Annotated in this window: 20 protein-coding genes; 5 read left to right on the top strand and 15 right to left on the bottom strand. The window is 68.0% G+C overall.

Going from position 1 to position 23248, the window contains the following annotated elements; all coding sequences use genetic code 11:
• The 3 genes from VKV57_05410 to VKV57_05400 all read left to right on the top strand — a co-directional run.
• Positions 1-442 (top strand): helix-turn-helix domain-containing protein (locus VKV57_05410; protein ID HLW59347.1); only part of this gene is annotated, 442 nt, incomplete at its 5' end.
• Between the two features lie 46 nt (positions 443-488).
• Positions 489-1058 carry a helix-turn-helix transcriptional regulator gene (locus VKV57_05405; GenBank protein HLW59346.1) on the top strand — a complete coding sequence of 190 codons (570 nt, stop codon included), beginning with the start codon at positions 489-491 and terminating at the stop codon, positions 1056-1058.
• Positions 1028-1369, top strand: a complete 342-nt coding sequence (locus VKV57_05400; protein ID HLW59345.1) for a gamma-glutamylcyclotransferase family protein — start codon at positions 1028-1030, stop codon at positions 1367-1369. The genes VKV57_05405 and VKV57_05400 overlap by 31 nt, the downstream gene beginning before the upstream one ends.
• Positions 1370-1419: 50 nt before the next feature.
• Here VKV57_05400 and VKV57_05395 read toward each other — a convergent pair whose 3' ends face one another.
• From VKV57_05395 to VKV57_05355, 9 genes are all read right to left on the bottom strand, one after another.
• Positions 1420-2583, bottom strand: a complete 1164-nt coding sequence (locus VKV57_05395; GenBank protein ID HLW59344.1) for a pyridoxal phosphate-dependent aminotransferase — start codon at positions 2581-2583, stop codon at positions 1420-1422.
• A gap of 66 nt (positions 2584-2649) precedes the next feature.
• Positions 2650-3906, bottom strand: coding sequence for an adenosylhomocysteinase (ahcY, locus tag VKV57_05390; GenBank protein HLW59343.1), 1257 nt, complete (start codon positions 3904-3906; stop codon positions 2650-2652).
• A 124-nt stretch (positions 3907-4030) separates the two neighbouring features.
• Positions 4031-5278: an MFS transporter gene (locus VKV57_05385; GenBank protein ID HLW59342.1), complete on the bottom strand. Its 1248-nt coding sequence runs from the start codon at positions 5276-5278 to the stop codon at positions 4031-4033.
• A gap of 154 nt (positions 5279-5432) precedes the next feature.
• Entirely contained in the window at positions 5433-6503 is a 1071-nt protein-coding gene (locus VKV57_05380) for an Ldh family oxidoreductase (GenBank protein ID HLW59341.1), read from the bottom strand.
• 16 nt (positions 6504-6519) lie between these two features.
• On the bottom strand, positions 6520-7350 hold the full coding sequence (locus VKV57_05375; GenBank protein HLW59340.1) for an SDR family NAD(P)-dependent oxidoreductase: 831 nt from the start codon (positions 7348-7350) through the stop codon (positions 6520-6522).
• Between the two features lie 138 nt (positions 7351-7488).
• Entirely contained in the window at positions 7489-7752 is a 264-nt protein-coding gene (locus VKV57_05370; GenBank protein ID HLW59339.1) for a GNAT family N-acetyltransferase, read from the bottom strand.
• 851 nt (positions 7753-8603) lie between these two features.
• Entirely contained in the window at positions 8604-9392 is a 789-nt protein-coding gene (locus tag VKV57_05365) for a VOC family protein (protein HLW59338.1), read from the bottom strand.
• A 377-nt stretch (positions 9393-9769) separates the two neighbouring features.
• Entirely contained in the window at positions 9770-10738 is a 969-nt protein-coding gene (locus VKV57_05360) for a DMT family transporter (GenBank protein ID HLW59337.1), read from the bottom strand.
• A gap of 47 nt (positions 10739-10785) precedes the next feature.
• Positions 10786-12789 carry an acetoacetate--CoA ligase gene (locus VKV57_05355; protein HLW59336.1) on the bottom strand — a complete coding sequence of 668 codons (2004 nt, stop codon included), beginning with the start codon at positions 12787-12789 and terminating at the stop codon, positions 10786-10788.
• A gap of 287 nt (positions 12790-13076) precedes the next feature.
• Here VKV57_05355 and VKV57_05350 point away from each other — a divergent pair, with 287 nt between their 5' ends.
• Complete coding sequence (locus tag VKV57_05350) at positions 13077-13418, top strand: SPW repeat protein (protein ID HLW59335.1); 342 nt, start codon at positions 13077-13079, stop codon at positions 13416-13418.
• 122 nt (positions 13419-13540) lie between these two features.
• On the opposite strand, the gene rpoD is transcribed toward VKV57_05350, so the two are convergent.
• Positions 13541-14614 (bottom strand): RNA polymerase sigma factor RpoD, encoded by a 1074-nt coding sequence (gene rpoD, locus VKV57_05345; GenBank protein HLW59334.1) that lies wholly within the window; start codon positions 14612-14614, stop codon positions 13541-13543.
• Positions 14615-14678: 64 nt separating this feature from the next.
• The gene (gene dnaG, locus VKV57_05340) at positions 14679-16460 is read right to left on the bottom strand and encodes a DNA primase (GenBank protein ID HLW59333.1); all 1782 of its coding nucleotides are present in this window, start codon (positions 16458-16460) and stop codon (positions 14679-14681) included.
• A gap of 193 nt (positions 16461-16653) precedes the next feature.
• Between dnaG and VKV57_05335 the strand changes: the two genes are divergently transcribed.
• On the top strand, positions 16654-17979 hold the full coding sequence (locus VKV57_05335; protein HLW59332.1) for an aminotransferase class III-fold pyridoxal phosphate-dependent enzyme: 1326 nt from the start codon (positions 16654-16656) through the stop codon (positions 17977-17979).
• A gap of 7 nt (positions 17980-17986) precedes the next feature.
• On the opposite strand, the gene VKV57_05330 is transcribed toward VKV57_05335, so the two are convergent.
• From VKV57_05330 to VKV57_05315, 4 genes are all read right to left on the bottom strand, one after another.
• Positions 17987-18736 (bottom strand): ABC transporter ATP-binding protein, encoded by a 750-nt coding sequence (locus tag VKV57_05330; protein ID HLW59331.1) that lies wholly within the window; start codon positions 18734-18736, stop codon positions 17987-17989.
• Positions 18690-20750, bottom strand: a complete 2061-nt coding sequence (locus VKV57_05325) for a branched-chain amino acid ABC transporter ATP-binding protein/permease (protein HLW59330.1) — start codon at positions 20748-20750, stop codon at positions 18690-18692. The genes VKV57_05330 and VKV57_05325 overlap by 47 nt, the downstream gene beginning before the upstream one ends.
• Positions 20751-20759: 9 nt before the next feature.
• The gene (locus VKV57_05320) at positions 20760-21689 is read right to left on the bottom strand and encodes a branched-chain amino acid ABC transporter permease (protein HLW59329.1); all 930 of its coding nucleotides are present in this window, start codon (positions 21687-21689) and stop codon (positions 20760-20762) included.
• Positions 21690-21797: 108 nt separating this feature from the next.
• Entirely contained in the window at positions 21798-23060 is a 1263-nt protein-coding gene (locus tag VKV57_05315; GenBank protein HLW59328.1) for a branched-chain amino acid ABC transporter substrate-binding protein, read from the bottom strand.
• Positions 23061-23248: the final 188 nt, after the last annotated feature.

Genomic DNA, 23248 nt, shown 5'->3' with positions numbered 1-23248 from the left:
TCCGGGGCCGGGTTTCCCGCCGGCACGCGGCGGAAGGGAGACACCGATCCGACCGCCAAACACACGGGGCATGACGAAGCGGTTTCTCACCCCCCAGGAGGTTGCGGAGTTGCTTCGCGTTTCCGCGGCGGCGATCCATCGCCTCCTGCGGCGGGGCGAACTTCCCTCCGTCCGCGTCGGCCGGGCCTGGCGGGTCGACGAGGCGGAGTTGCAGCGGTGGCTCCGCCGCCACTCGTCGATCGTTCGCGGTCGCGACGGGCGCGGAGAGTTGTGTCTCTGCGGCTGCGGCGAGCAGACGATCACTCGGGGCGCCCGATTCCGGCCCGGCCACGACGGCAAGTTGATCCACCGGTTGATGACGAACGACGGTCTCACCTTCGACGCCGCGCGCAAGGCGGTCCGTCAGATTCAGCGACCCCGCGTGCAGGGGCGGCTGTTCTGAGCGGCGCGGGATTGCACTTTCACGGAACGTCCCCTAGAATGAGCCTATGGATCAGCGGCCCGTGATCGAGTTGCGGCGCGCCTTTGGCAGCCGGGTGCACGAAGCAAGGCAAGCGGCGCACATCAGCCAGGCGCAATTGGCCACGCGCCTCGGCCTCCGAAGCGGCGTGGCGGTGGGCGACTGGGAACGGGGAAAGGCCCTTCCCAAGTTCGAAACGTTCATGCGGCTGTGCGAGGCGTTGAACCAGCCGCCGGCGTACTTCATCGAGGGCTACCGAGAACGCCCGGCCAAGGGACGGATCGAGTCGATTCAAGATGCCGTGGATTCGCTGGACACGAAGGCCATCCAGCGCCACCTCGAGCTCCTGCACCGCATGGAGCATCTCCCCGTCGAGATCGGGCGGAGCATCGCTCCCGAGGAACTCCGCGCGGCCCTGGAGCGGATGCGGTGCGAGGACCTGGCCCCGACCGGGGAAGCGCGGCCCGGCGCGGCGGCCAGGCACCACGGCGGACGCGAGGATACTGCGTCGGTCGCTCGGGAAGCCTTCCGTGAGGGGTGGGAAGCGGCGCACGAGGCGGTCCGTCAGTGGCTGCACCAGCGGGGCCGGGTGGTCTAGCGGTTTCGCGGCTCTTTGTCTACGGCACCCTCAAGGATGACGCGGTGGTCCAGGGGCTCCTGGGCCACCATGTGTTTGGGCGCCCCGCGATCCTCCAGGGATACGAGCGGGCATTCGACCCGGCCATCGGCTATCCGGTGATTCGGGCGTGCCCCGGCACGCACGTCGCCGGAAAACTGCTCGATGGGATCGACGCGGAAGCGCTCCGGATCCTCGATGCGTACGAGGGAGATCACTACCGGCGAATCGTGGTCAGCGTCCACACCATCGAGGGGCGCGCCCTCGACGCACACGTCTACGTCCCCGCCTGATCAACCGCACCAGCGACGCGGCGCCCGTCACCGCGGCTGCGACACCCGCATCACGCCGTCGGACGCGGCGCGTAGCGGGGAAGCGCCTGCCGGATCCGCGCCAGGGCCTCGGTGATGGCCTCGACGGAGTTCGCGTAGCTCAGGCGCAGGTACCCCTGGCCGTGCCCGCCGAACGCGGAGCCGGAGAGCACCGCCACGCCGGCGTCGCGGAGCAGCGCATCCTGAAGCCGCCCCGCGTCGGCGTCGATCGCGCGCACGTTCGGGAACGCATAGAAGGCCCCGGGCGGGCGGAGGCAGGTCACACCCGGCAGACCGTTGAGCCCGGAGACGATCACGTCGCGGCGGCGACGGAATTCGGCGACCATCCGGTCGACGCACTCCTGCGGTCCGCGCAGCGCGGCGACCCCCGCCATCTGCGTGAATGCCGCGGTGCAGGAGTTGGAGTTGACCATCAACTGCGTCATCCGAGCGGCGAGTTGGGTCGGCATCACCCCGTACCCGAGCCGCCATCCGGTCATCGCGTAGGTCTTGCTGAACCCATCGAGGATCACCGTCTGGGAACGCATCTCCGGGAGGCTGGCCAGGCTGACAAACGTCCCTTCGTAGAGGATGCGGTTGTAGATTTCGTCGGCGAGCACCGTGATCGGTCGACCGCGGACGATCTCCGCAATCGCCCCCAGATCCGCCCGCGACAGCACGCTGGCCGTCGGGTTGTGGGGAGAGTTGAGGATGATCAGCCTCGTCCGAGGCGTGATCAGCGCACGAAGCTCCTCGGGATCCGCGCGAAACTGGCGATCCTCGCGCAGGACCCAAGGCACGGCACGCGCCCCGACGAATCGGGCCACCGACTCGTAGATCGGAAACCCGGGATCGGGAAAGATGACCTCGTCGCCGGGGTTGACCAGCATCATCACGAGGAAGAACATGACGGGTTTGGCCCCCGGGGTGATGACCACCTCGTCCGGCGAGACGGTGATCCCCCGGCGCGCGCCCACATGCTCCGCGATCGCCTCGCGCGCCTCGAGGATACCCGCGGCGGGCGTGTAGTGCGTGTAGCCGTCTCGGAGGGCTCGGATCGCCGCTTCCTTGATGTGCGCCGGCGTGTCGAAGTCCGGCTCCCCGATCTCCAGGTGGATGATCGACCGACCCTCGGCCTCGAGGGCCTTCGCCCGCGCCAGCACCTCAAACGCCGTCTCCGTGCCGAGCTTTCCCATCCGATCGGCCAGCCCGGCCCCGGCGGGCGACGTGTCCCTATTCACGATGCTCCCTCCCAGCGACGATTACGTACCTTCCTGCCACGACCGCAGGTACCGCTCCTGCTGTTCGGTCAACGTGTCGATGGCGATGCCCTCGGCGCTGAGCTTGAGCGCGGCCACTTGCTGGTCGATCTCGGATGGAACGGGGTAGACGTCCGGGGCGAGGGTCCGTCCGTGGCGGGCGAGATATTCCAGGGCCAACGCTTGGTTCGCAAAGCTCATGTCCATCACCGCCGCGGGGTGGCCCTCGGCCGCGGCGAGATTGAGCAGCCGTCCATCCGCCAGCACGTAGATCCGCCGGCCGTCCGCAAGGCGGAACTCCTCCACGTATTCTCGAACGGGCCGCCGCTCCACGGCGAGGTCGGCGAGAACCGGAAGGTCGATTTCCACGTTGAAGTGCCCGGCGTTTCCCACGATCGCCCGATCTTTCATCACCTCAAAATGCTCGCGGCGGATTACCCCGGTATCCCCGGTGACGGTGAGCAATACGTCCGAGATCCGCGCGGCCTCCAGCATCGGCAGCACCCGGTAGCCATCCATATGGGCTTCGAGTGCCCGCAGCGGGTCCACCTCGGTCACCACCACCTGCGCGCCCATGCCCTTCGCCCGCGTGGCGAGCCCGCGGCCGCAGCTTCCGTACCCCGCCACGGCGATGGTGCGCCCGGCGAGCAGCAGGTTGGTGGCCCGGATCAGCCCGTCGATCGCCGACTGCCCGGTCCCGTACCGGTTGTCGAAGAGATGCTTCGTGTTGGCATCGTTGACCGCGACGATCGGATAGCGCAGCGCCTTGGCCTGCGCCATGCTCCGCAGCCGGATCACCCCGGTGGTGGTCTCCTCCGTGCCGGCGATCACGTCGCGCAGCCGGTCCGTCTGCGTGCTGTGCAGGACGGAGACGAGGTCCGCCCCATCGTCCATCGTCACGTTGGGACGGGTCTCCAGCGCCTGGTCGATGTGCCGATAGTAGGTGTCGCGGTCTTCACCCTTGCGCGCGAACACCGACAGGTGGGCGTGCTCGACCAGCGCCGCGGCCACGTCGTCCTGCGTGGAGAGGGGATTGCTCGCGCAGAGCGCCAGGGACGCGCCGCCCGCCTGGAGCGTGCGCATGAGATTGGCGGTCTCGGTCGTGACGTGCAGACACGCCGCGACCCGGAGGCCCTCCAGCGGCCGTTCGCGGGCGAATCGGTCGCGGATCAGCCGGAGCACGGGCATCTCCCCGTCCGCCCACGAGATCCGTTGCCATCCCTGCGCGACCAGCCCGAGATTGGACACGTCCGATTTCAAGCGCAACGCCCTCCGGGCGCCGATGCGGCGCCCCGCCGCTTACCTTCTCTTGCATGCGGCGTACTCCTCCCCAACCCGGGGCTCACTCCACGGATCGACCCGGCATCTCGCGGGAGTCGCCGCGCTACCGGCGTCCGCCGGCCAGCCGTGCCGCCTCGGGGCGGGTGCGAAGGCGGAGCATCGCCACCATGCCCAACGCCGGCCCGATCGCCAGGGTGGTAAACGCCGCGGACCACCCCCCCACCCGCAGCACGAACGGGAGCACCTGGATGCTCACGGCGGTGAGCAAGAACCCGAGGGCCGTCTGGAGGGCCAGCGCGCTGCCGACGCGGTGCGGCTCCGCGAGTTCGCTGATCGAAGCGGAGAACTGCGCCGAGTCGGCGATGACGCTGACCCCCCACACCACCGCGATCACGGTGACGAGCAGCGGAGGACTCGCGAACAGCAGCCCGGTGAGCACCGCGCAGCTGCCGCTGATCGCCATCGCCGTGGCGGTGATCACCGTTCGCCCCACGCGATCCGCCAGCAGGCCGGCCGCCACGCAGCCGAACGCGCCGAGGCCAATCACGGTCGCCGCCGCCATGCTCGCGAGCCGGCCGGCCGCCGCCCCCGTCCCTCCTCCAACGCCCGACGCCAGATAACTGGCGAAGAGAAACGCCGGGATCCATGTCCACATCGCGTAGAGCTCCCACATGTGCCCGAAATAGCCCAGGTTGGCGAGCCGGATCGCCGGGTCGCGGAGCGAGCGGAGGGCCCAGCCGAGATCCAACCTCGCCGAAGGCGCCTCAAAGGGGCCCGAGCGGGCGAACCCCGCAACGATCGCGGCCGAGGCCACCGCCCCGAGGCTGGTGACGACGATCACCGTCTGCCAGGCGAAGGCCCCCGACAACCCGATTCCGGCGATGAGGTGCGGGGACGCCGATCCCAGCGTCAGAGCCCCCACCAGCACGCCGATCGCAAACCCCCGCCCCTGGCGGAACCACCCGGTCATCAGCTTCATCCCCGTCGGGTAGACTCCGGCGAGACACCCGCCCAAGACCAACCGCAGGGGGATGGCCACCCGGAGGTCGCCGGCCGTGGCCGGAAGGAGCGCGTTCGCGGCCGCGGCGGCGAGCGCGCTGACCACAAACACCGCGCGGGTCGAGACGATGTCGGCGATCCCGGTGATCGCGGACGCCAGCGCGCCGGCGACGAAGCCCACCTGGACGGCGACCGTGAGCAGGGCCACGGCGGCGGCGGTCAAATGCCACTCCCGCGCCAGCGACGGGGCAACCGCGGCCGCGCTGAACCACGTGCTCATCGCCCCGATCTGCGCCACGGCGATCAACGCGAGGGCCGCCCACCGCCCCTGCGGCGCGGCGGGATCAGGCATGGGACGGCGCGACGACGATCACCCCTTGCCGCGGCCGAGAGAACACGCCCGGACTCCCATCCGAGGTGCCGATCTCAAGTCGGGGAGGGACCACGGCGTCGAAGGCCCCCCGGTGGGCGCACGTCGCCCCGGCGCGGACCGGGCCTCCGCCGCGTCACCGGGGCGAGGCCGCCGGCGCGGGAAGGTCCTGCCCCGAGAGCCCGACGGACTCCGCGGCCTTCACGATCGCCCGCCAGGTATCCTCGGGGACTTCGATGCCCCCGGCCGTGCGCTGGCGGCGCGTTCTCGCCTCCGGCTCCCCGGGGGTCTGCACACATTCCACCCCCTGCGCCGGGGGGACCGCGCGCAAACGGGTGACGAGGGTCTTGGCGACCTGCTTCGCCCGCTCCGCCGGGCGAAACGCCCCGACGTAGACCGCGACGAACAACGCGCCCGATCGCCGGAACACCTCTTCGTCCGGTCCCCCGGGCTGATCGGCCCCGGTCAGGGCCTGTCCGAACAGCTCCGCCATCACCGACATGGCAAATCCTTTATGGCCGCCGAACGGCATCAGCCCTCCGCCGTTCATGAACTCGTTGGGATCCGTGGTCGGGCGTCCCAGACTGTCGACGATGCACCCGGGCGGGAGCGCCTTGTGCGCGTCCAGCGCCACCCTCACCTTGCCGGCCGCCACCGCGGTCGTCGCGAAGTCGAGGACCGCCGGGTGGTCGTCTTCGACCGGGAACCCGAACGACACGGGGTTGGTGCCCAGCGCCGGCCGGCTGCCGCCGTGGGGCACCGCCGGCCCCTCGCCCAACCCTCCGACCCACACCATCGCCGCGCAGTCCGAGGCGGCCGCCCGCTCGGGGTAGGCACCCACCCGCCCAAGGTGGGTGCAGCGGACGAGCGCCACGGCTCCCACGCCGTACTCCCGGGCCCGATCGACCGCGGCGTCGATCGCCACGGTGCCCGCGACCTGGCCGAAGGCCCACTCGCCGCTGACGATCGCGGATGCCCCGCGCGCCGCCTGGATGCGGGGCTCGGCGGCGGGCCGGACCTTTCCGTCCTTGACGCGCTTGACGTATTCGGGGATCCGCATCACGCCGTGCGAGTCGTGTCCCATCAGGTTGGCTTCGATCAGGGCGGACGAAACGGTCCTCGCCGTCGCCTCCGGCGCGCCCAGCGCGCGAAAGACGCGGACGCTGAGGTCCTCGAGCGGAGCCGCCTGAAATCTGAACGTCTGCATGAACCCACCCACCCCCTCAGATCGCCGTCAGCCCCACGCACTGGAGTTGCGGCGGCAGCATGATCAGCTCGGGAACGTAGCTCCGCGCCGGCAGGCTCGCCAGGAAGACACAGGCCGCCGCCACATCCTCGGGCTGCAGCGCCTGGTCCAGGACCGACCGCGGGGGCGGCTCGGACCGACGCTGCAGGATCGGGGTGTCGGTCAAACCCGGCAGGACCGCGGTCACGCGGATGCCGTTGCGGCGCTCCTCGAACATGGTGGCCTGACAGAGCCCGATCACGCCGTGCTTGCTGGCCTGGTACGCCGCCCCCGACGTGTCCCCCCACCGCCCGGACACCGACGAGACCTGCACGATCAGTCCGCTCCGGCGGTCCCGCATCGGCGGGAGCGCCGCCTGGATCGTATGAAACGCGCCGCTGAGGTTCACGCGGATCAGCTCATCCCAGTCCGCTTGGCTGAGGACGTCGAGCCGCCGCCTGGGCACGTTGGTGCCCGCAGCATTTACCACGATGTCGAGGGCATCCCACAACGCACGGACCCGGTCAACGGCCGCATCGACCTGCTCCCGCACCGCCACGTCCACGACCACCGCGTCGGCCCGTCCGCCTTCCGACCGGATCTGCGCGGCTACCTGCTCGAGCGCCGGCCCGGTTCGGGCCGCCACCACCACCGCCGCCCCGGCACGGGCCAAGGCCACGGCCGTGGCCCGGCCGATCCCGCTACTGGCCCCGAACACGAGCGCGCCCTGCCCGCTCAACACTCCCACCCCTTCGGCCTCCTCTCCGCTTCCTCCCGCTCGGGGAAAGATGACGTCGGCGGTCCGCCGCCCTTCATCGTCGGATCGCACGGCTCGCTGCAGATGGCGCCGCCCACGTTGAAGGTCCCCCGTAACGCCAAGATGCGCCGGCCATTCAGCCCCGGCCGGGCGCGGGGGGATACGGGAGCAGCGTGGGGCGCCAAGGGAGCCGCACATAGTCCTCGGGGATCAAAGGCGTAGACGACGGTGTCGGCGACCCGCCCTTCCCCATCGATGCGGGCGCGCCCGGAGCGTGCCCTCGCAAACCCACGCCTCCGCGACCTTCCGGCTCCGGGCGTTCCCACCCCCCGTCCGAATCTCCACTCGGTTGGCGCCCAACGCCTCGAAGGCGAACCGGACCAGCACCCGCACGGCCTCGGCCACATACCCCCGTCCCTGCGCCGCCGCCCGGATCCAATAGCCGATCTCAAATGTCCTGACCAACCAGTTGATCCGGTGGAGGCCGCTCCCCCGAGATAGCGACCCGTCGCGCGGTCAAAGATGCCGACGGTGAGGAACTCGCGGAGGACCCATCGCGCATTCAGCCGGGCAATCGTCGCCTGCTGATCGTCGAGCGCAGATCGTGCACCCAGGACACCCATGGGGCCAGATGCGCGCGCGACTCTTCCATCGCCTCCCAGACGGCGGAGGCATCCTCCGACCGGGGTGGCCAAAGCACACGCGGGGACCGTCGAGCTCCTCGGGAATATCGATCAGGACTGGATCGGGGTCGCCCAATTCTCCCGCCTCCACGGCGCCCGGCCCGCCCGAAGCGCATCGCGGCGCGCCCCGCCCGGTGGGCGCTCATCCCACCAACAAGATTGGATGCACCCCGAGCGGAAAGTCAACCGTACGGGGTCGTTCTCCTGCCCCGCGGTCGGCCGAATGTGCCCAGACGAATTTCGCGTCCCGCCCCCCTTCACCCCCCCCGGGGGCCGCCTTCCGCGATCGCCAGCCCGGCACAAGGAGGCCAACAGACGGTCGACCTCGACACCGTCGATGCAGCGGCGGCGCGCTCGTCGGCGGTGCCCGAGAGGCGCTTCCACTGCGCGATGGCCCGGGTGTGACCCATGAGGCGCCGCTGCGAAACGCAAGGCCTAGCGGTAGGTGGGTAGCACGATCGTGCACGCACGAGGTGATGGGCTCCTCCGGTTTCCTGGTCCGCTTTTCCCGTGGTGGTGGTCCCGGACGTCGGCGGGGAATTTGTCAGCGCGTGGGGCTTGCCCGAATGCCGGGGGGTGGAGCCGGTGTGCCCGCCCCACCCCCACCCACGCCACCCGGGCCAGCCGTCTGAGGCCGGCTCGTCACGCCTTCGGCTTGAAGAGTGCGAACACCGCGCCCTGCGGATCCTGGATCACCGCGAAGCGGCCGATATCCGGGATGTCCATTGGCGGCTGGAAGATCTTGCCGCCGAGGCTCGCGGCCTTCTTCGCCATATCGTCGACGTTCGTAACGGCGAAGTACGTGAGCCAGTTGGGCGGCACATCCTTCAAGCGCGGTGGTCGCTTCATCATCCCGCTGATCTGCTTTTCGCCGATCTTGAAGATCGTGTACGTGCCATCCTCGCCCATATCGACCTGTTCGGCGTTCCAGCCGAAGGTCGTTTTGTAGAACCGCCCGGCAGCTTCGGTGTCCGAGGTCATCAGTTCGTTCCAGCACATCGCGCCGATTTCGTTGACAACATCAGCGCCTTGATGGGTCTTGGCCTGCCAGATTGCGAAATGCGCACCTGTAGGATCTTGCAGGAATGCCATGCGTCCAGCATCCAGAACGTCCATGGCCTCGCCCATCGGCAACTTGCCGCCGCTCTGCTTCGCCTTCTTGACGACGTCATCGACGTTCGTCACGTTGACGAAGGGCAGCCAGTGCGACGGCACGCCTTTGGCGATGACCTCTTTGGGCAAAGCGGCGAGGCCACCGACACTCTTGCCCTTGTACTTGATGAACGCGTACGTCATTCCAGGGCCGGCCGGCATGTCCTCAAACTCCCACCCGAACAGGCTCCCGTAGAAGGGCTTTGCCGGTGCGGTGTCGGGGACCCCCAACTGTACCCAAGAGAAGACGCCGTGCGCGTGCTTGGTCTGTGTAGCCATATCACACCTCCTCTTTTGGCTCTCATTTGGTTCTTACCCATTAGTGGCGGACCTGGAAATCCACCTCTCTAATGAGAATGAGGCGAATACCCGCCAGCGCCCGAAGGAAACCTCCGAGGCACTCATGGGGGAGTGCACCACTGGTGGATGTCATTCCAGCGCCTTTCCCGAGGATGGTCTTGCTATTCAATATCGCCGCGTCAGCGCATGCGTCGCGTCTTGAGTACCAAGTAGTACGTTGGCACTAGGCCGAATCCGGATAGTGGTCCCCCCGACTCTTATGCGCCGGCATCGGCAGGATCCGCTGAATGACGTGTCATGGGAATTGATCGTGCCTGCCCGCAGGGTTTTGCCCCCCGACCTATGGAACCTGCCGCTCAAGATGAGGGGCTCGTCGCCCCGGCGGGCTGGCCGGTCGTGCTCAAGGCGATGCCGAGGAACACCAACCCCGTCCCCACCCCGAACCACGTCCCCAGCGGGTCCCCAAACAGCGCGGCGGAGGCACCCACTCCCACGATCGGCTGCAGGTACTGGAGCGCGGCCGCGGCGCTGGCCGGGAGGCGGTGCAGGGCGCGAAACCAAATCAGAAGCCCCACCACGGTGACCAGCAGGGCGAGGTACCCGACAACGGCCACCCCCTCGCCGGTGAGCCGCAGCGCCGCGTGCCGGAGCTCCCACGCCGCGACAGGGATCAACGCCAACGTTCCCGCTAGCGAGGTCACGGCGGCGATCGTGATCACGGAATACCGCCCGACCAATTCCACACTCATCACGTAGTACAGCGCGATGGTCACGGCGGAAAACAGCACCAGGGCCTCTCCCCCCAACGCGCGCGAGGTCAGCAGAGGCATGAGATGGCGGGGATCACCAGTGGCGACGAGGGCAACGCCCCCCAGGGCCACCGCAAACCCAAGGCCCTGCCGGAGGGCGATCGCCTGGCGCAGCCGGATCCGCGCGAAGACGACGACCAGAATGGGGATCGTCGCCGAGATCACCGTTGCCACCGACGCGGATGTTCTCCCGACGCCCAAGGTCTGCGAGAGCTGACCTACCGCGATGCCCAGCACCCCGAGCCCGGCGGCGGCGGCCAGCGACCGGGGGGGAGGCAGCGGCCGGCCGCGGAGCAGCCAAACGAAACACGGCGCGGCGACCACGTACCGCAGGGCGGTGAGGGTCAACGGAGGAATCTCTCGGAGTCCGAGCTTCGTCAGCGGGACCGATCCGCCCCAAATCAACGCAAGCAGGAGAAGCGGGCCAAATTCCCGCGCCGGTCCCAGGGGGCGCGCGCCGTGCACACCCCGGGCCAGCCTCCCGGAATCCTTGGGCGGTGACCCGGTCAGGGACATTTGCGGCCGCTCACGTGGCCCATGCCCAGCCGCCGATGCGAACGCGGCTACCGGTCGGGGGTCGGAGCGTGGGCCAATTCGACGAAGGGGCGGAGGGCCTGCGGGTTGCTCATCGCGTCCGGGCTGACGACCCCCTCCGCCGGCGCCCCCGCCAGAATCCGCTTCACCGGCACCTCGAGCTTCTTGCCGTTGAGCGTCCGAGGGACCTCTCCGATCGAGTAGATCGCGTCGGGCACGTGACGGGGCGACAGCTCGGCGCGCAGCGTCTGCTTGATCCGCGCCTGCAGGGCCGCATCGAGCCGGACGCCCTCCTTCAGGACGATGAAGAGCAGCAACCGCCCTTCCCGGCCCGACTCGCCAGTGTCGACCACCAGGCTGTCGAGCACCTCCGGGGTCTCCTCCACGACACGGTAGAACTCGCTCGTTCCCATCCGCACCCCGCCGCGGTTCAGCGTCGCATCCGAACGCCCGTAGATCACGCAGCTGCCGCGGGGGGTCACCCGGATCCAGTCCCCGTGCCGCCACGCCCCTGGAAAGGTCTCGAAGTAGCTTTCACGGTAACGGCGGCCGTCGGGATCGTTCCAGAAGAACAGCGGCATCGAAGGCAGCGGCTCGGTGATCACCAGTTCGCCCACCGCATCCACCACCGCCCGCCCCTCGGTGTTGAACGCCTCCACCCGGGCGCCGAGCCCCCGGCACTGGATCTCGCCGGCGGCGACCGGCAGCAGCGGGCACGACAGGACGAACGCCGTGCAGAGGTCGGTGCCTCCGCTCACCGAGCCCAGCCGCAGGTCCTCCTTCACGTGCTCGTACACCCAGAGGAACCCGTCCGGGGTGAGCGGCGCCCCCGTGGAGCCCAGCGCACGCACCTTCCCGAGATCGAACTCCCGCCCCGGGTCGAGACCGGCTTTGGCGCACGCCAGGATGAACGGGGCGCTAGTGCCAAAGTAGGTCAGCCCGGTCTCCTCGGCCATCCGCCACAGCGTCCGCAAATCTGGGTGATGCGGGCTGCCGTCGAAGAGGACCACGGTCATGCCCAGGAGCAGTCCGCTGATAAGGAAGTTCCACATCATCCATCCGGTCGTGGTGAACCAGAAGAAACGATCCTCGGAGGTGAGGTCCATATGCAGCGCCAGCGCCTTCAAGTGCTCGAGCAGGATTCCCCCGTGGCCCTGCACGATCGCCTTGGGGAGGCCGGTCGTCCCCGAGGAGTAGAGGACCCAGAGTGGGTGGTCGAACGGCACGGACTGGAATTCGAGCGCCGAAGGACTGGGACGGTCCGCGACCTCCGACCAGAGCTGCACGCTCGACAGCCGATCCCGAGGCGGAGCATCGCGGAGATACGGAACCAGCACCGTGGCCGTCACCGTCGGCAGGCAGCGTTGGAGCTCGGCCACCGCCTCCATCCGGTCGTACGATGCACCGCCGTAGCGGTACCCGTCAACGGCAAACAACACGTTCGGCTCGATCTGCCGAAACCGGTCGACCACGCTGCGGATCCCGAACTCCGGGGGGCAACTCGACCAGATCGCCCCGAGGCTGGCCGCGGCCAGAAACGCGACCAAGGTCTCGGGGATGTTGGGCATGTAGGCGACGACCCGGTCTCCCCGCCCCACCCCCATCTGCCGCAGCGCCGAGGCGACCGCAGCGGTCTGCCGGTGGAGTTGGGCGTAGGTCAGGGTGGTGGGCGGCCGCGTCTCGGATCGGGATAAGACCGCCGGATGCTCGTCCCGGCGGCGCAACGCGTGCTCCGCATAGTTGATCTCCGCCCCGGGAAACCAGGTCGCACCGGGAAGCCGGCGATCGGCGAGCACGCGGGCATACGGGTGGTGCGACCGGACATCGAAGAACTCCCAGATCGAGGTCCAGAACCCCTCCAGATCGGTCACCGACCAGCGCCACAGCTCTTCGTAGGAGTCGAACGCCCGCCCCCGCCTGGCTTCGAGCCAGGCGAGGTACTTCGTGATGGCGGCGCGCGAGCGATCCTCGGCCGTCGGCTCCCACAACACCGTGCCTTCCCTTACCGGGCCCGCCTGGTGGCGGTACGTCATATCGCCTTCCACCCTCGCGGTCAGACTTCGGGCCGATCACCAACCCACGAACCCCAGCGCTCCCCGCCCGCCTCCTATTCTAAAACCGTGCGCCGTTTGGCGCCAGCGCGGCAGAGCGCACCGGCCCCGCGCGCCGAGGCTCCGCCTTGCGGCCCTGCGCACTTCCGCGCGCGCGGCCACGATCTTGCCGGGGGTGGGCGGGCGCGGTACGATTAAGGTGAAGGCGGAAGCGGCCGACGGGACGCGTGAAGGCAGAAAGGAAGTGAGCGTCCATGTTGTGGCAGAACGTGGTTAACGCATTGATCGGGATCTGGTTCATCATCGCTCCAGCCGTCCTCCCGTTTCCCGATAACGCGGTGACGGCGTGGACGAGCGTCATCGGCGGCGTGATCCTGCTGGTCCTCGCGGGGAGCGCCGCACTCAGCGAAGGGGCGCGACGGCGGGTCTGGATCCAGATCGTGACCGGACTCGTCGGGATCTGGTTCATCGTCGCGCCGTGGGTGCTGTCGTTTACGGCCAGACCGGGAAACTTCTGGACGTCCCTGGTTCTCGGGATCGTCGCGTTGAACCTGAGCATCTGGGATCTGGAGGGACTGCCGAAGGCCGCAAGCACCCAGCACTCGCACTAGCCTGACCCGACCCCGCCCCGCTTCCCGCCTTCTCCTCTTGACGCAATGAGCCCGGGCCGCGCATCAAACGGCCCGGGCCGGTTGGGCCCGGGCCGGTCCAGTTGTCCGAGGGGTGCGGACGGCTATTCGATAAAATCCTTGAGCCGCTTGCTGCGGCTGGGATGGCGGAGTTTGCGGAGCGCCTTCGCCTCAATCTGGCGGATGCGCTCGCGCGTGACGCCAAACTCCTGGCCCACCTCTTCCAGGGTGCGCGGCCGCCCGTCGTCGAGCCCGAACCGCAACTTGAGGACCTTACGCTCGCGCGGCGTCAGAGTGTCGAGCACGCCCTCCAACTGCTCCTTCAGCATCGTGAACGACGCGGCTTCGGCGGGGGCGAGGGCGTCCTGATCCTCGATAAAGTCCCCGAGGTGGCTGTCCTCCTCCTCCCCGATCGGGGTCTCCAGCGAGATCGGTTCCTGCGCGATCTTGATAATCTCCCGAACCCGCTCCGTCGGCATCTTCATCACCTGGCCGATCTCCTCCGGGGTCGGCTCGCGGCCGAGCTCCTGGAGCAGTTGCCGGGAGATTCGGATCAGCTTGTTGATCGTCTCGACCATGTGCACGGGAATCCGGATCGTCCGTGCCTGATCGGCGAGCGCGCGCGTGATCGCCTGTCGGATCCACCAGGTGGCATACGTGCTGAACTTGTAGCCCTTGCGCCAGTCGAATTTTTCGACGGCCCGGATCAACCCCAGGTTGCCTTCCTGGATCAGGTCCAGGAACAGCATGCCACGGCCGACGTACTTCTTGGCGATGCTCACCACCAAGCGCAGGTTGGCCTCGATCAGGCGGCGCTTGGCCTCCTCGTCGCCCCGCTCCATCCGCTTGGCCAGCTTGATTTCCTCCGCGGAGTTGAGCAGGGGCACTTTCCCGATCTCCTTGAGGTACATCCGGACAGGATCGTCGATGCTCACCCCCTCCAGGGGCTCCAGCACCGCTTCGGGTTCCTCCTCGTCGTCCGCGGGCTTCTCCGCGTCCTTGGGGTCGTCGACAACCTTGATCTCGAGATCGACCAGCATCCCGTAGATGCGGTCGTACTCGTCGAGGTTGTGCTCGACTTCGGGCGCGGCTTCCTGAATCTCGTCGTAGGTGACGTAGCCGCGCTTGCGGCCCGACTCGACGAGTTGGCGTATCTCGCTCGAGAGGGTGCTCAGCACCTTCTCGGCGTCCGCCTTTTTCCGGGCCGGTCCCGCTCCGTCCGTCCCGGGCAACGCTTGTGCTTTACGAGGCTTGGGCACTACCCTTCAACTCCCTGTACAATTCTTGTAGTTCAATTTGTAGGGCTCCCACGCGAACCTGGTCCCCGGTGCGCTCGGCCCGTTCCAAAGCCACCCGCAGATCATCGACCCTCCCCTGCAGCACAAACCGTCTCAGCCGTCGGGCGCACGCCTCCGCACCCCGCTGCGGGTCTCCCGCGGACGGCTCGGCAATCAAAAATCGGCTGAGGAGCGAGATCGCCGTCTCGCTCCGGAGCCGCCCCCGCAGCCACGCCGACCCATCGACCCCGGCCGCCTCCTCCGCGAAGACCGCCGCTGCCAGTTCCCGGTGTGCCGGCTCAACAAACATCTCCGGGGTAACTACGCCCCGGAGGGAATCCCGCGCGTCCGCGCTTGTCACCAACAGGTGGAGCAGCTCCCGCTCAGTCACCACCCTCCCACTCGCGTCGGACGCCGGCTGCACCTGGACCGGGGCCCTCAACTCCGCCGCCCCAGGCCGGGAACGACCCATACGCCGCAACTGTCCCCGGATGGCCTCCTCCCGGACGCCCAGCCGATTGGCAAGGAGGCGAACGTATTCCTCCTGGCGCACGGGATGTGTCACCGATACGATTAACTGACTAATTTCGTTAACAATTCCTACCTTTCCTTCCACGGTCTTGCTGTCGAACCGGCTGGAAGCCAGGGCCAGTTTGTAGTCGAACACCGGCAGGGCCGCGGCACAAAGCCTCCGGAAAGCCTCCGGCCCCTCCTCCCGGAGGAAGGCGTCGGGGTCGGATTCTCCGGGCAGCACCGCCACCCTCACCGGGAGCTCGGCCTGATCGAACACCTCGAGCCCCCGCTCCGAGGCCCCCACCCCCGCGGCGTCGGCGTCGTAGACCAGGATCGCCCGAGCCGCAAACCGCTTGAGCAACAACGCCTGATCGAGCGTCAACGCCGTCCCCAGCGAGGCCACGGCGTTGCGGATGCCGTACTGGTGGCAGGCCAGCGCATCCATGTAGCCTTCGACGACGACGGCCTCGCCGGTCTCGCGGATGGCCTCCCGGGCCTCCCCCAGGGCGTAGAGCGTCTTTCCCTTCGTGAACAGGGCGGTCTCGCGGGTGTTCAAATATTTGGGGGTGCCGGCATCGAGGACCCTGCCGCCAAACGCCACGGGCCGGCCCTGGAGGTCGTGGATCGGAAAAATCACCCGATCCCGAAGCGCATCGTAGTGCCCATCCCCCCCGGGCCGCGCCACCGCCAAACCCGCCGACTCCAGGACGGCGGCGTCGAAGCCCCGCGCGTGCAGCGCCCGGATCAAGTGGTCCCAGCCCGGCGGCGCGAAGCCGAGCCGAAACGCCAGCTGGATCTCCGGATCGACCCGTCGACCGGCCAGGTATCGACGCGCCCGATCGCCCCCCGGCGCTTTCAGCTGCGCTTGGAAAAAAGCGGCCGCCTCGGCGACGGTCCGGAGAAGACGCTCCCGTTCCCCTTGCGACGGATCATCCTTGGGTGCGTGCTCGACCCGGACGCCGGCGCGGTCCGCCAGGTCCCGCCGGGCCTCGGCGAACGTCACCGTTTCCATCCGCATCACAAAGTCAAACACGTCGCCTCCGGCGTGACAGCCGAAGCAGTAGAAGAAGCCCCGCTCCGGGTCGACCGTAAACGAGGGGGTCTTCTCCGAGTGGAACGGGCACAACCCCTTGTAACTCCGGCCGGCCCGGCGCAGGGTGACGTGTTGGGACACGACCTCCAGGATATTCACCCGGCGCCGGATCTCGTCGGTGATTTCCTTTGCTCCCGCCATCGCCCGCCGCGGCGGCGGCGCCGTGGTAGCGCTCGATCGACCCGCCGCGCCTCCTTCGTGTGTCTGGTGAAGTATCTTCCGCCCGAACCCTTCGGTCCCTGCCGAACGTCGAAGCGGCCGGCGCGGGGCGGGCGTGCAGGGAATCGCCGCGGGCCGACACGAACTCCCACCCCGCGCCTTCGAGGAGGTTTCTATGGATAATATCCGCACGTCCGAGAGCCATGTCCTCTACCGGATGGGGGCCGCGGACCGCGTCCGCGCCGTCCGCGCGGCCGGCATCTACATCTACGACGACCAGGGGCGGCGGTATCTCGATGGATCGTCGGGACCGCTGGCCGCCAACCTCGGCCACGGGGTGCCGGAGATCCTCGCGGCGATCGAGGCGCAGCTCCATCGGATGACGTTTGCGCACGGTTCCACCTTCAGCAGCGAGGCGCAGGAGCGGGCTGCGGATCTCGCGGTGAGCTTCGCCCCTCCGGGGCTCACCCGGGTGTTCTTCGTGTCGGGAGGCAGCGAGGCCACCGAGACCGCGGTCAAGCTGGCGCGCCAGTACTGGGTCGACGCCGGCCGTCCGAAGAAGTACAAGATCATCAGCAAGCGGGCCAGCTATCACGGGGCGACCCTGGCCGCCCTCGCCCTGTCCGGGTTCGCCGCCCGCCGAGGCCCCTACGCCCCCCTCCTGCTCCCGTTTCCCCAAATCCCTGAGGTGCACTGCCGCCGCTGCCCGTTCGGGCTGACGTACGGCCGGTGCGGGATCGAGTGTGCGACCGCGCTAGAAGCGGCCATCCGACGGGAGGGGGCGCAGGAAATCGCGGCGTTCATCGCGGAGCCCCTGTCGGGTGCGGCCAACGCGGCGGTCGTCCCGCCGCCCGAATACTTCCCGCTGATCCGGGAGATCTGCGACCGGCACGAGATCCTCTTCATCGCCGACGAGGTGATGACGGGGTTCGGGCGCACCGGCGCCAACTTTGCCATCGACCACTGGAAGGTGATCCCCGACATCATCGTGTGCGCGAAGGGCCTCGGGGCCGGGTACATCCCCATCGGCGCCGTGATCGTGCACCAACGGATCAGCGACCGGATCCTGCGCACCTCCGGCCAGTTCATCCACGGGCACACCTACGCCGGCAACCCGCTGGCCTGCGCCACCGCCGCGGCGGTGCTGGAGTACGTGCGGGCGCACGATCTCGTGACCGCCGCGAAAACGCAAGGCGAACGCCTGGCCCGCGAGCTCGAACCGTTGCGGACCCAGCGCGGCGTCGAGGAGATCCGAGGCCGCGGGCTGATGTGGGGGGTGGAGTTCGCCGCCCCGCCCGGTCATCCGGCGGCCGGGGCGCCCGGCCGGGCGGTGGTCGAAGCCGCCTTCCGGAACGGCCTCCTCGTTTACCCCGCGGGTGGGGCGCTTGAGGGATCGACCGTCAACCAGATTCTCGTCGGGCCGCCCCTCACGATCACGGAGGGCGAGATCGAAGAGTTGGGTGGATTGTTGCGGCGAAGCGTTGCGGAGGCGCTGGCCTGACCGCGCCCTAGGCGATCTTCATCTCTCCGAGGTACGCGCTGCGGATCATCTCGTTCTCGCGCAGGCTCTTCGCCGTCCCGGAGAGAACCACCTGACCGGTCTGCAGCACGTAGCCGCGGTTGGCGATGGAGAGCGCCATGTTGGCGTTCTGCTCGACGACGAAGATCGTCGTCCCCTGCCGGTTGATCGTCTGGATGATGTCGAAGACCTGCTCCACGAACGCGGGCGAGAGCCCCATCGAGGGCTCGTCCATGCACACCAGCGTGGGCCGTGCCATCAGCGCCCGCCCGATCGCCACCATCTGCTGCTCGCCGCCGGACAGGGTCCCCGCCAGTTGGGTGCGCCGCTCCTTCACCCGCGGGAACAGGCTGTAGACGCGCTCGAGGTCCTCCTGGATCCCGGCGGGGTCCTCGCGCGTGAACGCCCCCATCTCCAGGTTCTCGTAGACCGTCATTTTCGGAAACAGCCGGCGGGCCTCCGGGACGGGCGCGATCCCCCGGCGCACCCGCTCCGACGTGGACAGGGTGTTGATCGACTCACCGCGGTAGGTCACCGTGCCACGGGCCGGCTTGACGATCCCCAGGACCGTCTTCATCGTCGTGGACTTGCCGGAGGCGTTCCCCCCGAGCAGGCAGACGATCTCCCCCGCGCGGATCTCGTAGTTCACCGCCTTGAGGGCGTGCAGCTGCCCGTAGTAGGTGTCGACGTCCTTAAACTCGAGCAGCGGCCGTCCGTCCGAGGTAGGCCCGGATGACATCGTCGTTGCGCTGAACCTCCTCCGCCCGACCTTCCGCGATCTTTTCGCCGTAGTCCAGCACGGTCACGCTGTCGGCGATGGTGTTGACCACGTTGAGCTTGTGCTCGATCAGGAGCACCGTGATCCCCAGATCCCGCAGGCTTCGGATCTGATCGGCGAGCTCGAGGGTCTCCGCGGGGTTCATGCCGGCGGTCGGCTCGTCGAGCAGGAGGAGTTTGGGCCGGGTGGCAACCGCCCGGGCGATCTCCAGGCGGCGCCGGTTCGCGTACGAGAGGCTGCCCGCCGTGTGATTCACCCGTGGGATCAAGCGGTTGCCGAAAATGCCCAGGACCTCCATCGCCCACGCCCGCGAGGCGACTTCTTCGGCCCGTACCGACGGCGGGCGCACCACCGCGCCCAGGGCGGTGGCGCGCGTCCGGACGTGCATCCCCACGAGCACGTTGTCCAGCACGGTCATGTTGGCGAACAGACGGAGCGTCTGGAACGTTCGGGCGATGCCCCGCTCCACGATGGCGTGCGGGGGGAAGCCCGTGATCTCCCGCCCCATGAAGAGCACCCGCCCACTGTCGGGGGTGTCCAAGCCGGTGATCAGATTGAAAAAGGTGGTCTTCCCGGAACCGTTGGGGCCGATCAGGCCGACCACGGTATGGGGCTGGATCTTCAAGTCGACCCCCTTCACCGCGGTAATCCCCCCGAACCGCTTCGTCAGCCCTTGGGTCTCGAGCATCGGGGTTCCGGCCGGCAATTCCACTCTCTCGATCCGGCTGAGGGTCACCGTCCCGCCGCGCGACGGCATCGCCGCCTGCTCGGTGAGGGACAGGGCCGCGGCCGGCCGAGAGGCTGGGATCAACCCCTGGCGGCGGTACAGCATCATGAACACGAGGATGATGCCGAAGATGAGCTCGATCGACTGGACCAGATCGAGGGTCTGCAACCAGGGGCTCTGGACGAAGCGGCCCAGCGCGTGCACCCCCTGGGTGAGATCCTGCAGGAACCAGGACTGGAGGAGCTGCAACAGCAGGGCTCCCACCACGACCCCCGCCACGCTGCCCATCCCGCCGAGCACGATCATCACCAGCACCATCACCGAGACGGGGAACATGAACATGTCGGGGGTCGCGGTCTGCAGCTTGGCCACGTACATCGTCCCGGTCGCCCCGGCGAACGAGGCCCCGATGGCAAACGCCAGGAGCTTCAGCCGGGTGCGGTTGACCCCCATCGCCCCGGCGGCGATCTCGTCCTCCCGGATCGCCATCCAGGCCCGGCCGATGCGGGAATCCTTCAGCCGGTAGCTGATGAAGATGAGCAGGGCGATCACGATGACCCCGAGATAGTAGTACGGGAGCGAGTCCACCCCAAACTTGAAACCGAGGATCCTCGGCGGGATGACCCCATTCAGGCCCGCGGCCCCGTTGGTGAGGACGGGGGTGTTGCGCACCACGATGGGGACGATCTCCCCAAACCCCAGCGTGACGATCGCCAGATAGTCGCCCTTCAACCTCAGCGTCGGGGCGCCGAACAGCACGCCGAAAAACGCCGCCACCAGCGCCGCGCCGGGGAGCATCAGCCAGAACGAAAAATGGAGCTGCACGACGTCCGGCACGCCTTCGATGTGGAACCGGCTGACGAGACCCAGCCACTGCAGCGGCTCCCAGAAGGCAGCCCAGTGCGGCGACACCTGACCGGAGGCGACGATCCCGTAGATGTACGCGCCGATGGCGAAGAAGGCGGCGTAGCCGAGGTCGAGCAGGCCGGCGAACCCCACCACGATATTGAGGCCGAGCGCCAGGATGGCAAAGGCGGTCGCGTTGGCCGCCGCATCGATGTCGCCGCCGTTCCGGACGATCACCGGGAAGAGCAGGGCCCCGGCAAGCAGGACGCCCATGCCGAGGCGCCGTTTCAGCGGCGCGGGAATCCAGCGGGTGGATGCACCGAACACGTCGCCGATGCTCCGGCCCCGCGGGGAGGTAAGGGCCTCGGGCTCGGCGGCCGGTGCAGGGGAAACGTCAGCCACGCGTCGTTCTCACGATTTCTGAGGAGTGGAAAGCCCGAGCAGCCCCGTCGGACGAAGGACGAGCACGATGATCAGGATGGAGAAGATGATCACGTCCGTCCATCGCACCTGAAGCAGCTGCCCCCCCACCGACTCGATCAGCCCGATGATCAGCCCGCCGATCATCGCCCCCACGATGTTTCCGATCCCGCCCAGCACCGCCGCCGTAAACGCCCGGAGGCCTGCCGAGTACCCGATCAGGAAGCTCGTAAAATTGTAGTAGAGGCCGAAGATCAACCCCGCCGCACCGGCCAAGGCCGACCCGATGAAGAAGGTCAACATCACGATCCGGTCGACCTCGACCCCCATCATCCGGGCGGCTTCCTGATCTTGCGCCGTCGCCCGCATCGCCTTGCCCATCTTCGTCCGCTTGACAAAGAGGTGCAACGCGCCCATCAGGACGAGCGACACCACCCAGAGCAGGACCTCCCGCAGCCGCAGGGTGGCCTGCCCGATGTGCCAGCTCACCGCCGGCAGCGGATTGGGATAGTTCATGGTCTGCGCCCCCACCGTCAGCAACACGACGTTGTAGATGATGTAGGAGACGCCGATCGTGGTGATCATCGCCGCCGTCCCGGGAACGTTCCGCATCGGGCGCAGCGCCGTGCGCTCGACGAGGACACCGACCAGCCCCGACACGAGCATCGCGCTCCCAAACGCCAGCGAGAGCGCGGCGACGAGCGGGATGCCGCTGAGGGCGCGCGTCTGACCGGAAAGGCCGATGAATTGCAGAACAAACAACGCAATGAACGAACCCAGCATGAAGATATTGAAGTGGGCGAAGTTGATCAACTCGATGATGCCGTAGACCATCGTGAACCCGAGCGCGAGGAGCGAGTACATCGCCCCCAGGCTCAGGCCGTTGATGACCTGCTGCAACAAAATGTCCCGGAAGGTCATCCGTCGCCGCCCTCGGGGGCGGGCCCCAAAGCAAGTGGAGCGGGTCGGTGCCCCTGACCGGGAGACCTGTGAGGGGGCGACCCGCTCCACATAGGTGAGCCTTACCCGCTAGTTCTGCGGTGCCGGACCGATATACTTGTACTGGTGCAGGATGTCGTTGTCCGGGAATTTGGTGTTGTGCGTGACCTGGAAGACGCTGACGATCCTGCTCTTGATATCCCCGTTCTGGTCGAACGAGATCGTCCCTTGCATGGTCTTGAGACTCGTCGCCTGGATGGCGTCGCGCACGTTGTGCCGATCGGGAACCTTCCCGCTCTTCGCCACCCGCCCGATCGCGTCCAGGACCACGAGCGCCGCATCATAGGCCGTGATCGAGTAATCGCCGGGGTTCTTCCCCCAGCGCTTCGCAAACCGGGCCACCCACGGCTGGACCTCAGGGTCTTCTGTGAGGTGCGGTCCCGCGATCGTCGCGTACCATCCATCGGACGCGGGGAACCCCGCGCCGGAGAGCAGGTTCGCGCTGTACACCCCGTCGCCGCCGCCCTTGATCACCTTGGGGATCACATCGTAGGCCTGCTTGGCGAACTTCGACCCGGCCTGCTCGACGCCGCCGTAGTAGACCGCGTCGGGGTTGAGCCCCTTGATCTTCGTCAGGATCGTCGTGTAGTCGGCTTCCTTGGGGTTCAGCTGGTCCCGCCCCAGGATCTTGATGCCCTTCTCTTGGGCCCGCTGCTGGAACGAGTTGGCGATGCCGACGCCGTAAGCGCCGGAATCATCAAGCACGTAAATCGTCTTCACGTGCAGGGTCTCGGCAAAGTAGTTCGCCATGTTCGGACCCTGATACCGATCGGTGGTCACGGTGCGGAAGTACACCGCCTTCCCGCTGGGGCGGAACTGGGAGGCGAACTTCGGATCCGTGATATCGGGGTTCGTCGAGCTGGGAGTAATCGTCGCCATGTCGCCTTCGCTCAGGATCGGCGACATCGCCTTCCCCTCACCGCTCATCTGCGGCCCGACGTTGGCCACGACGCCCCCGGTGGCCAGCAGCTTCTTGGTGTTGGTGGCGGCCTGCGCCGGATCGTACTGTCCGGCGGTCGCCGTGCCGTCGTCGAGCACGACGGCCTCGATCTTGTACCCGCCGACGCCGCCCTTGGCGTTCGCTTCTTCGATCGCCAACATCGCGCCGTCCTTGATCAGCTCGGCGTCTTCGGCGTCCGCACCGGTCAGCGGCAGGGTGATGCCGACCATAACGGTTTTCGACTGCGCCAAGCCTTTCGGCAGCCCGCCAAACGTGACCAGGGTCACGACAAGGCCGAGGCACACCGCCATCCCTAGAAGCCTACCGAACTGTGGGGACTTCCGGACTCTCATAGGCGCCTCCTCAACGAACCGATATTAAAGATGACATACGTGCAGCTTGGCGTAAGGTTCCCCTGCCGGGGGAACATTTCCTCTAAGTGTATACACATACACGAAAAGAGATTTTGATCACCGCCTTCCCGGCCCAAAGAGTTCGACTCGGTGGGATCACTAGATTCGAACGAACGTTCGCGGCGCGG

This window comes from bacterium (assembly GCA_035307765.1).
Classification (GTDB): domain Bacteria; phylum Sysuimicrobiota; class Sysuimicrobiia; order Sysuimicrobiales; family Segetimicrobiaceae; genus Segetimicrobium.
The sequence above is the reverse complement of the archived record's forward strand: the minus strand, read 5'-3'. Positions and strand labels throughout refer to the sequence as shown.

Bases quoted from the DNA above. Each gene is read 5' to 3' on its own strand.
- VKV57_05405 (HLW59346.1), top strand. From the start codon at position 489: ATGGATCAGCGGCCCGTGATCGAGTTGCGGCGCGCCTTTGGCAGCCGG.
- VKV57_05395 (HLW59344.1), bottom strand. From the start codon at position 2,583: ATGGGAAAGCTCGGCACGGAGACGGCGTTTGAGGTGCTGGCGCGGGCG.
- VKV57_05385 (HLW59342.1), bottom strand. From the start codon at position 5,278: ATGCCTGATCCCGCCGCGCCGCAGGGGCGGTGGGCGGCCCTCGCGTTG.
- VKV57_05380 (HLW59341.1), bottom strand. From the start codon at position 6,503: ATGCAGACGTTCAGATTTCAGGCGGCTCCGCTCGAGGACCTCAGCGTC.
- VKV57_05365 (HLW59338.1), bottom strand. From the start codon at position 9,392: ATGGCTACACAGACCAAGCACGCGCACGGCGTCTTCTCTTGGGTACAG.
- VKV57_05360 (HLW59337.1), bottom strand. From the start codon at position 10,738: ATGTCCCTGACCGGGTCACCGCCCAAGGATTCCGGGAGGCTGGCCCGG.
- VKV57_05355 (HLW59336.1), bottom strand. From the start codon at position 12,789: ATGACGTACCGCCACCAGGCGGGCCCGGTAAGGGAAGGCACGGTGTTG.
- dnaG (HLW59333.1), bottom strand. From the start codon at position 16,460: ATGGCGGGAGCAAAGGAAATCACCGACGAGATCCGGCGCCGGGTGAAT.
- VKV57_05335 (HLW59332.1), top strand. From the start codon at position 16,654: ATGGATAATATCCGCACGTCCGAGAGCCATGTCCTCTACCGGATGGGG.
- VKV57_05330 (HLW59331.1), bottom strand. From the start codon at position 18,736: ATGTCATCCGGGCCTACCTCGGACGGACGGCCGCTGCTCGAGTTTAAG.
- VKV57_05320 (HLW59329.1), bottom strand. From the start codon at position 21,689: ATGACCTTCCGGGACATTTTGTTGCAGCAGGTCATCAACGGCCTGAGC.
- VKV57_05315 (HLW59328.1), bottom strand. From the start codon at position 23,060: ATGAGAGTCCGGAAGTCCCCACAGTTCGGTAGGCTTCTAGGGATGGCG.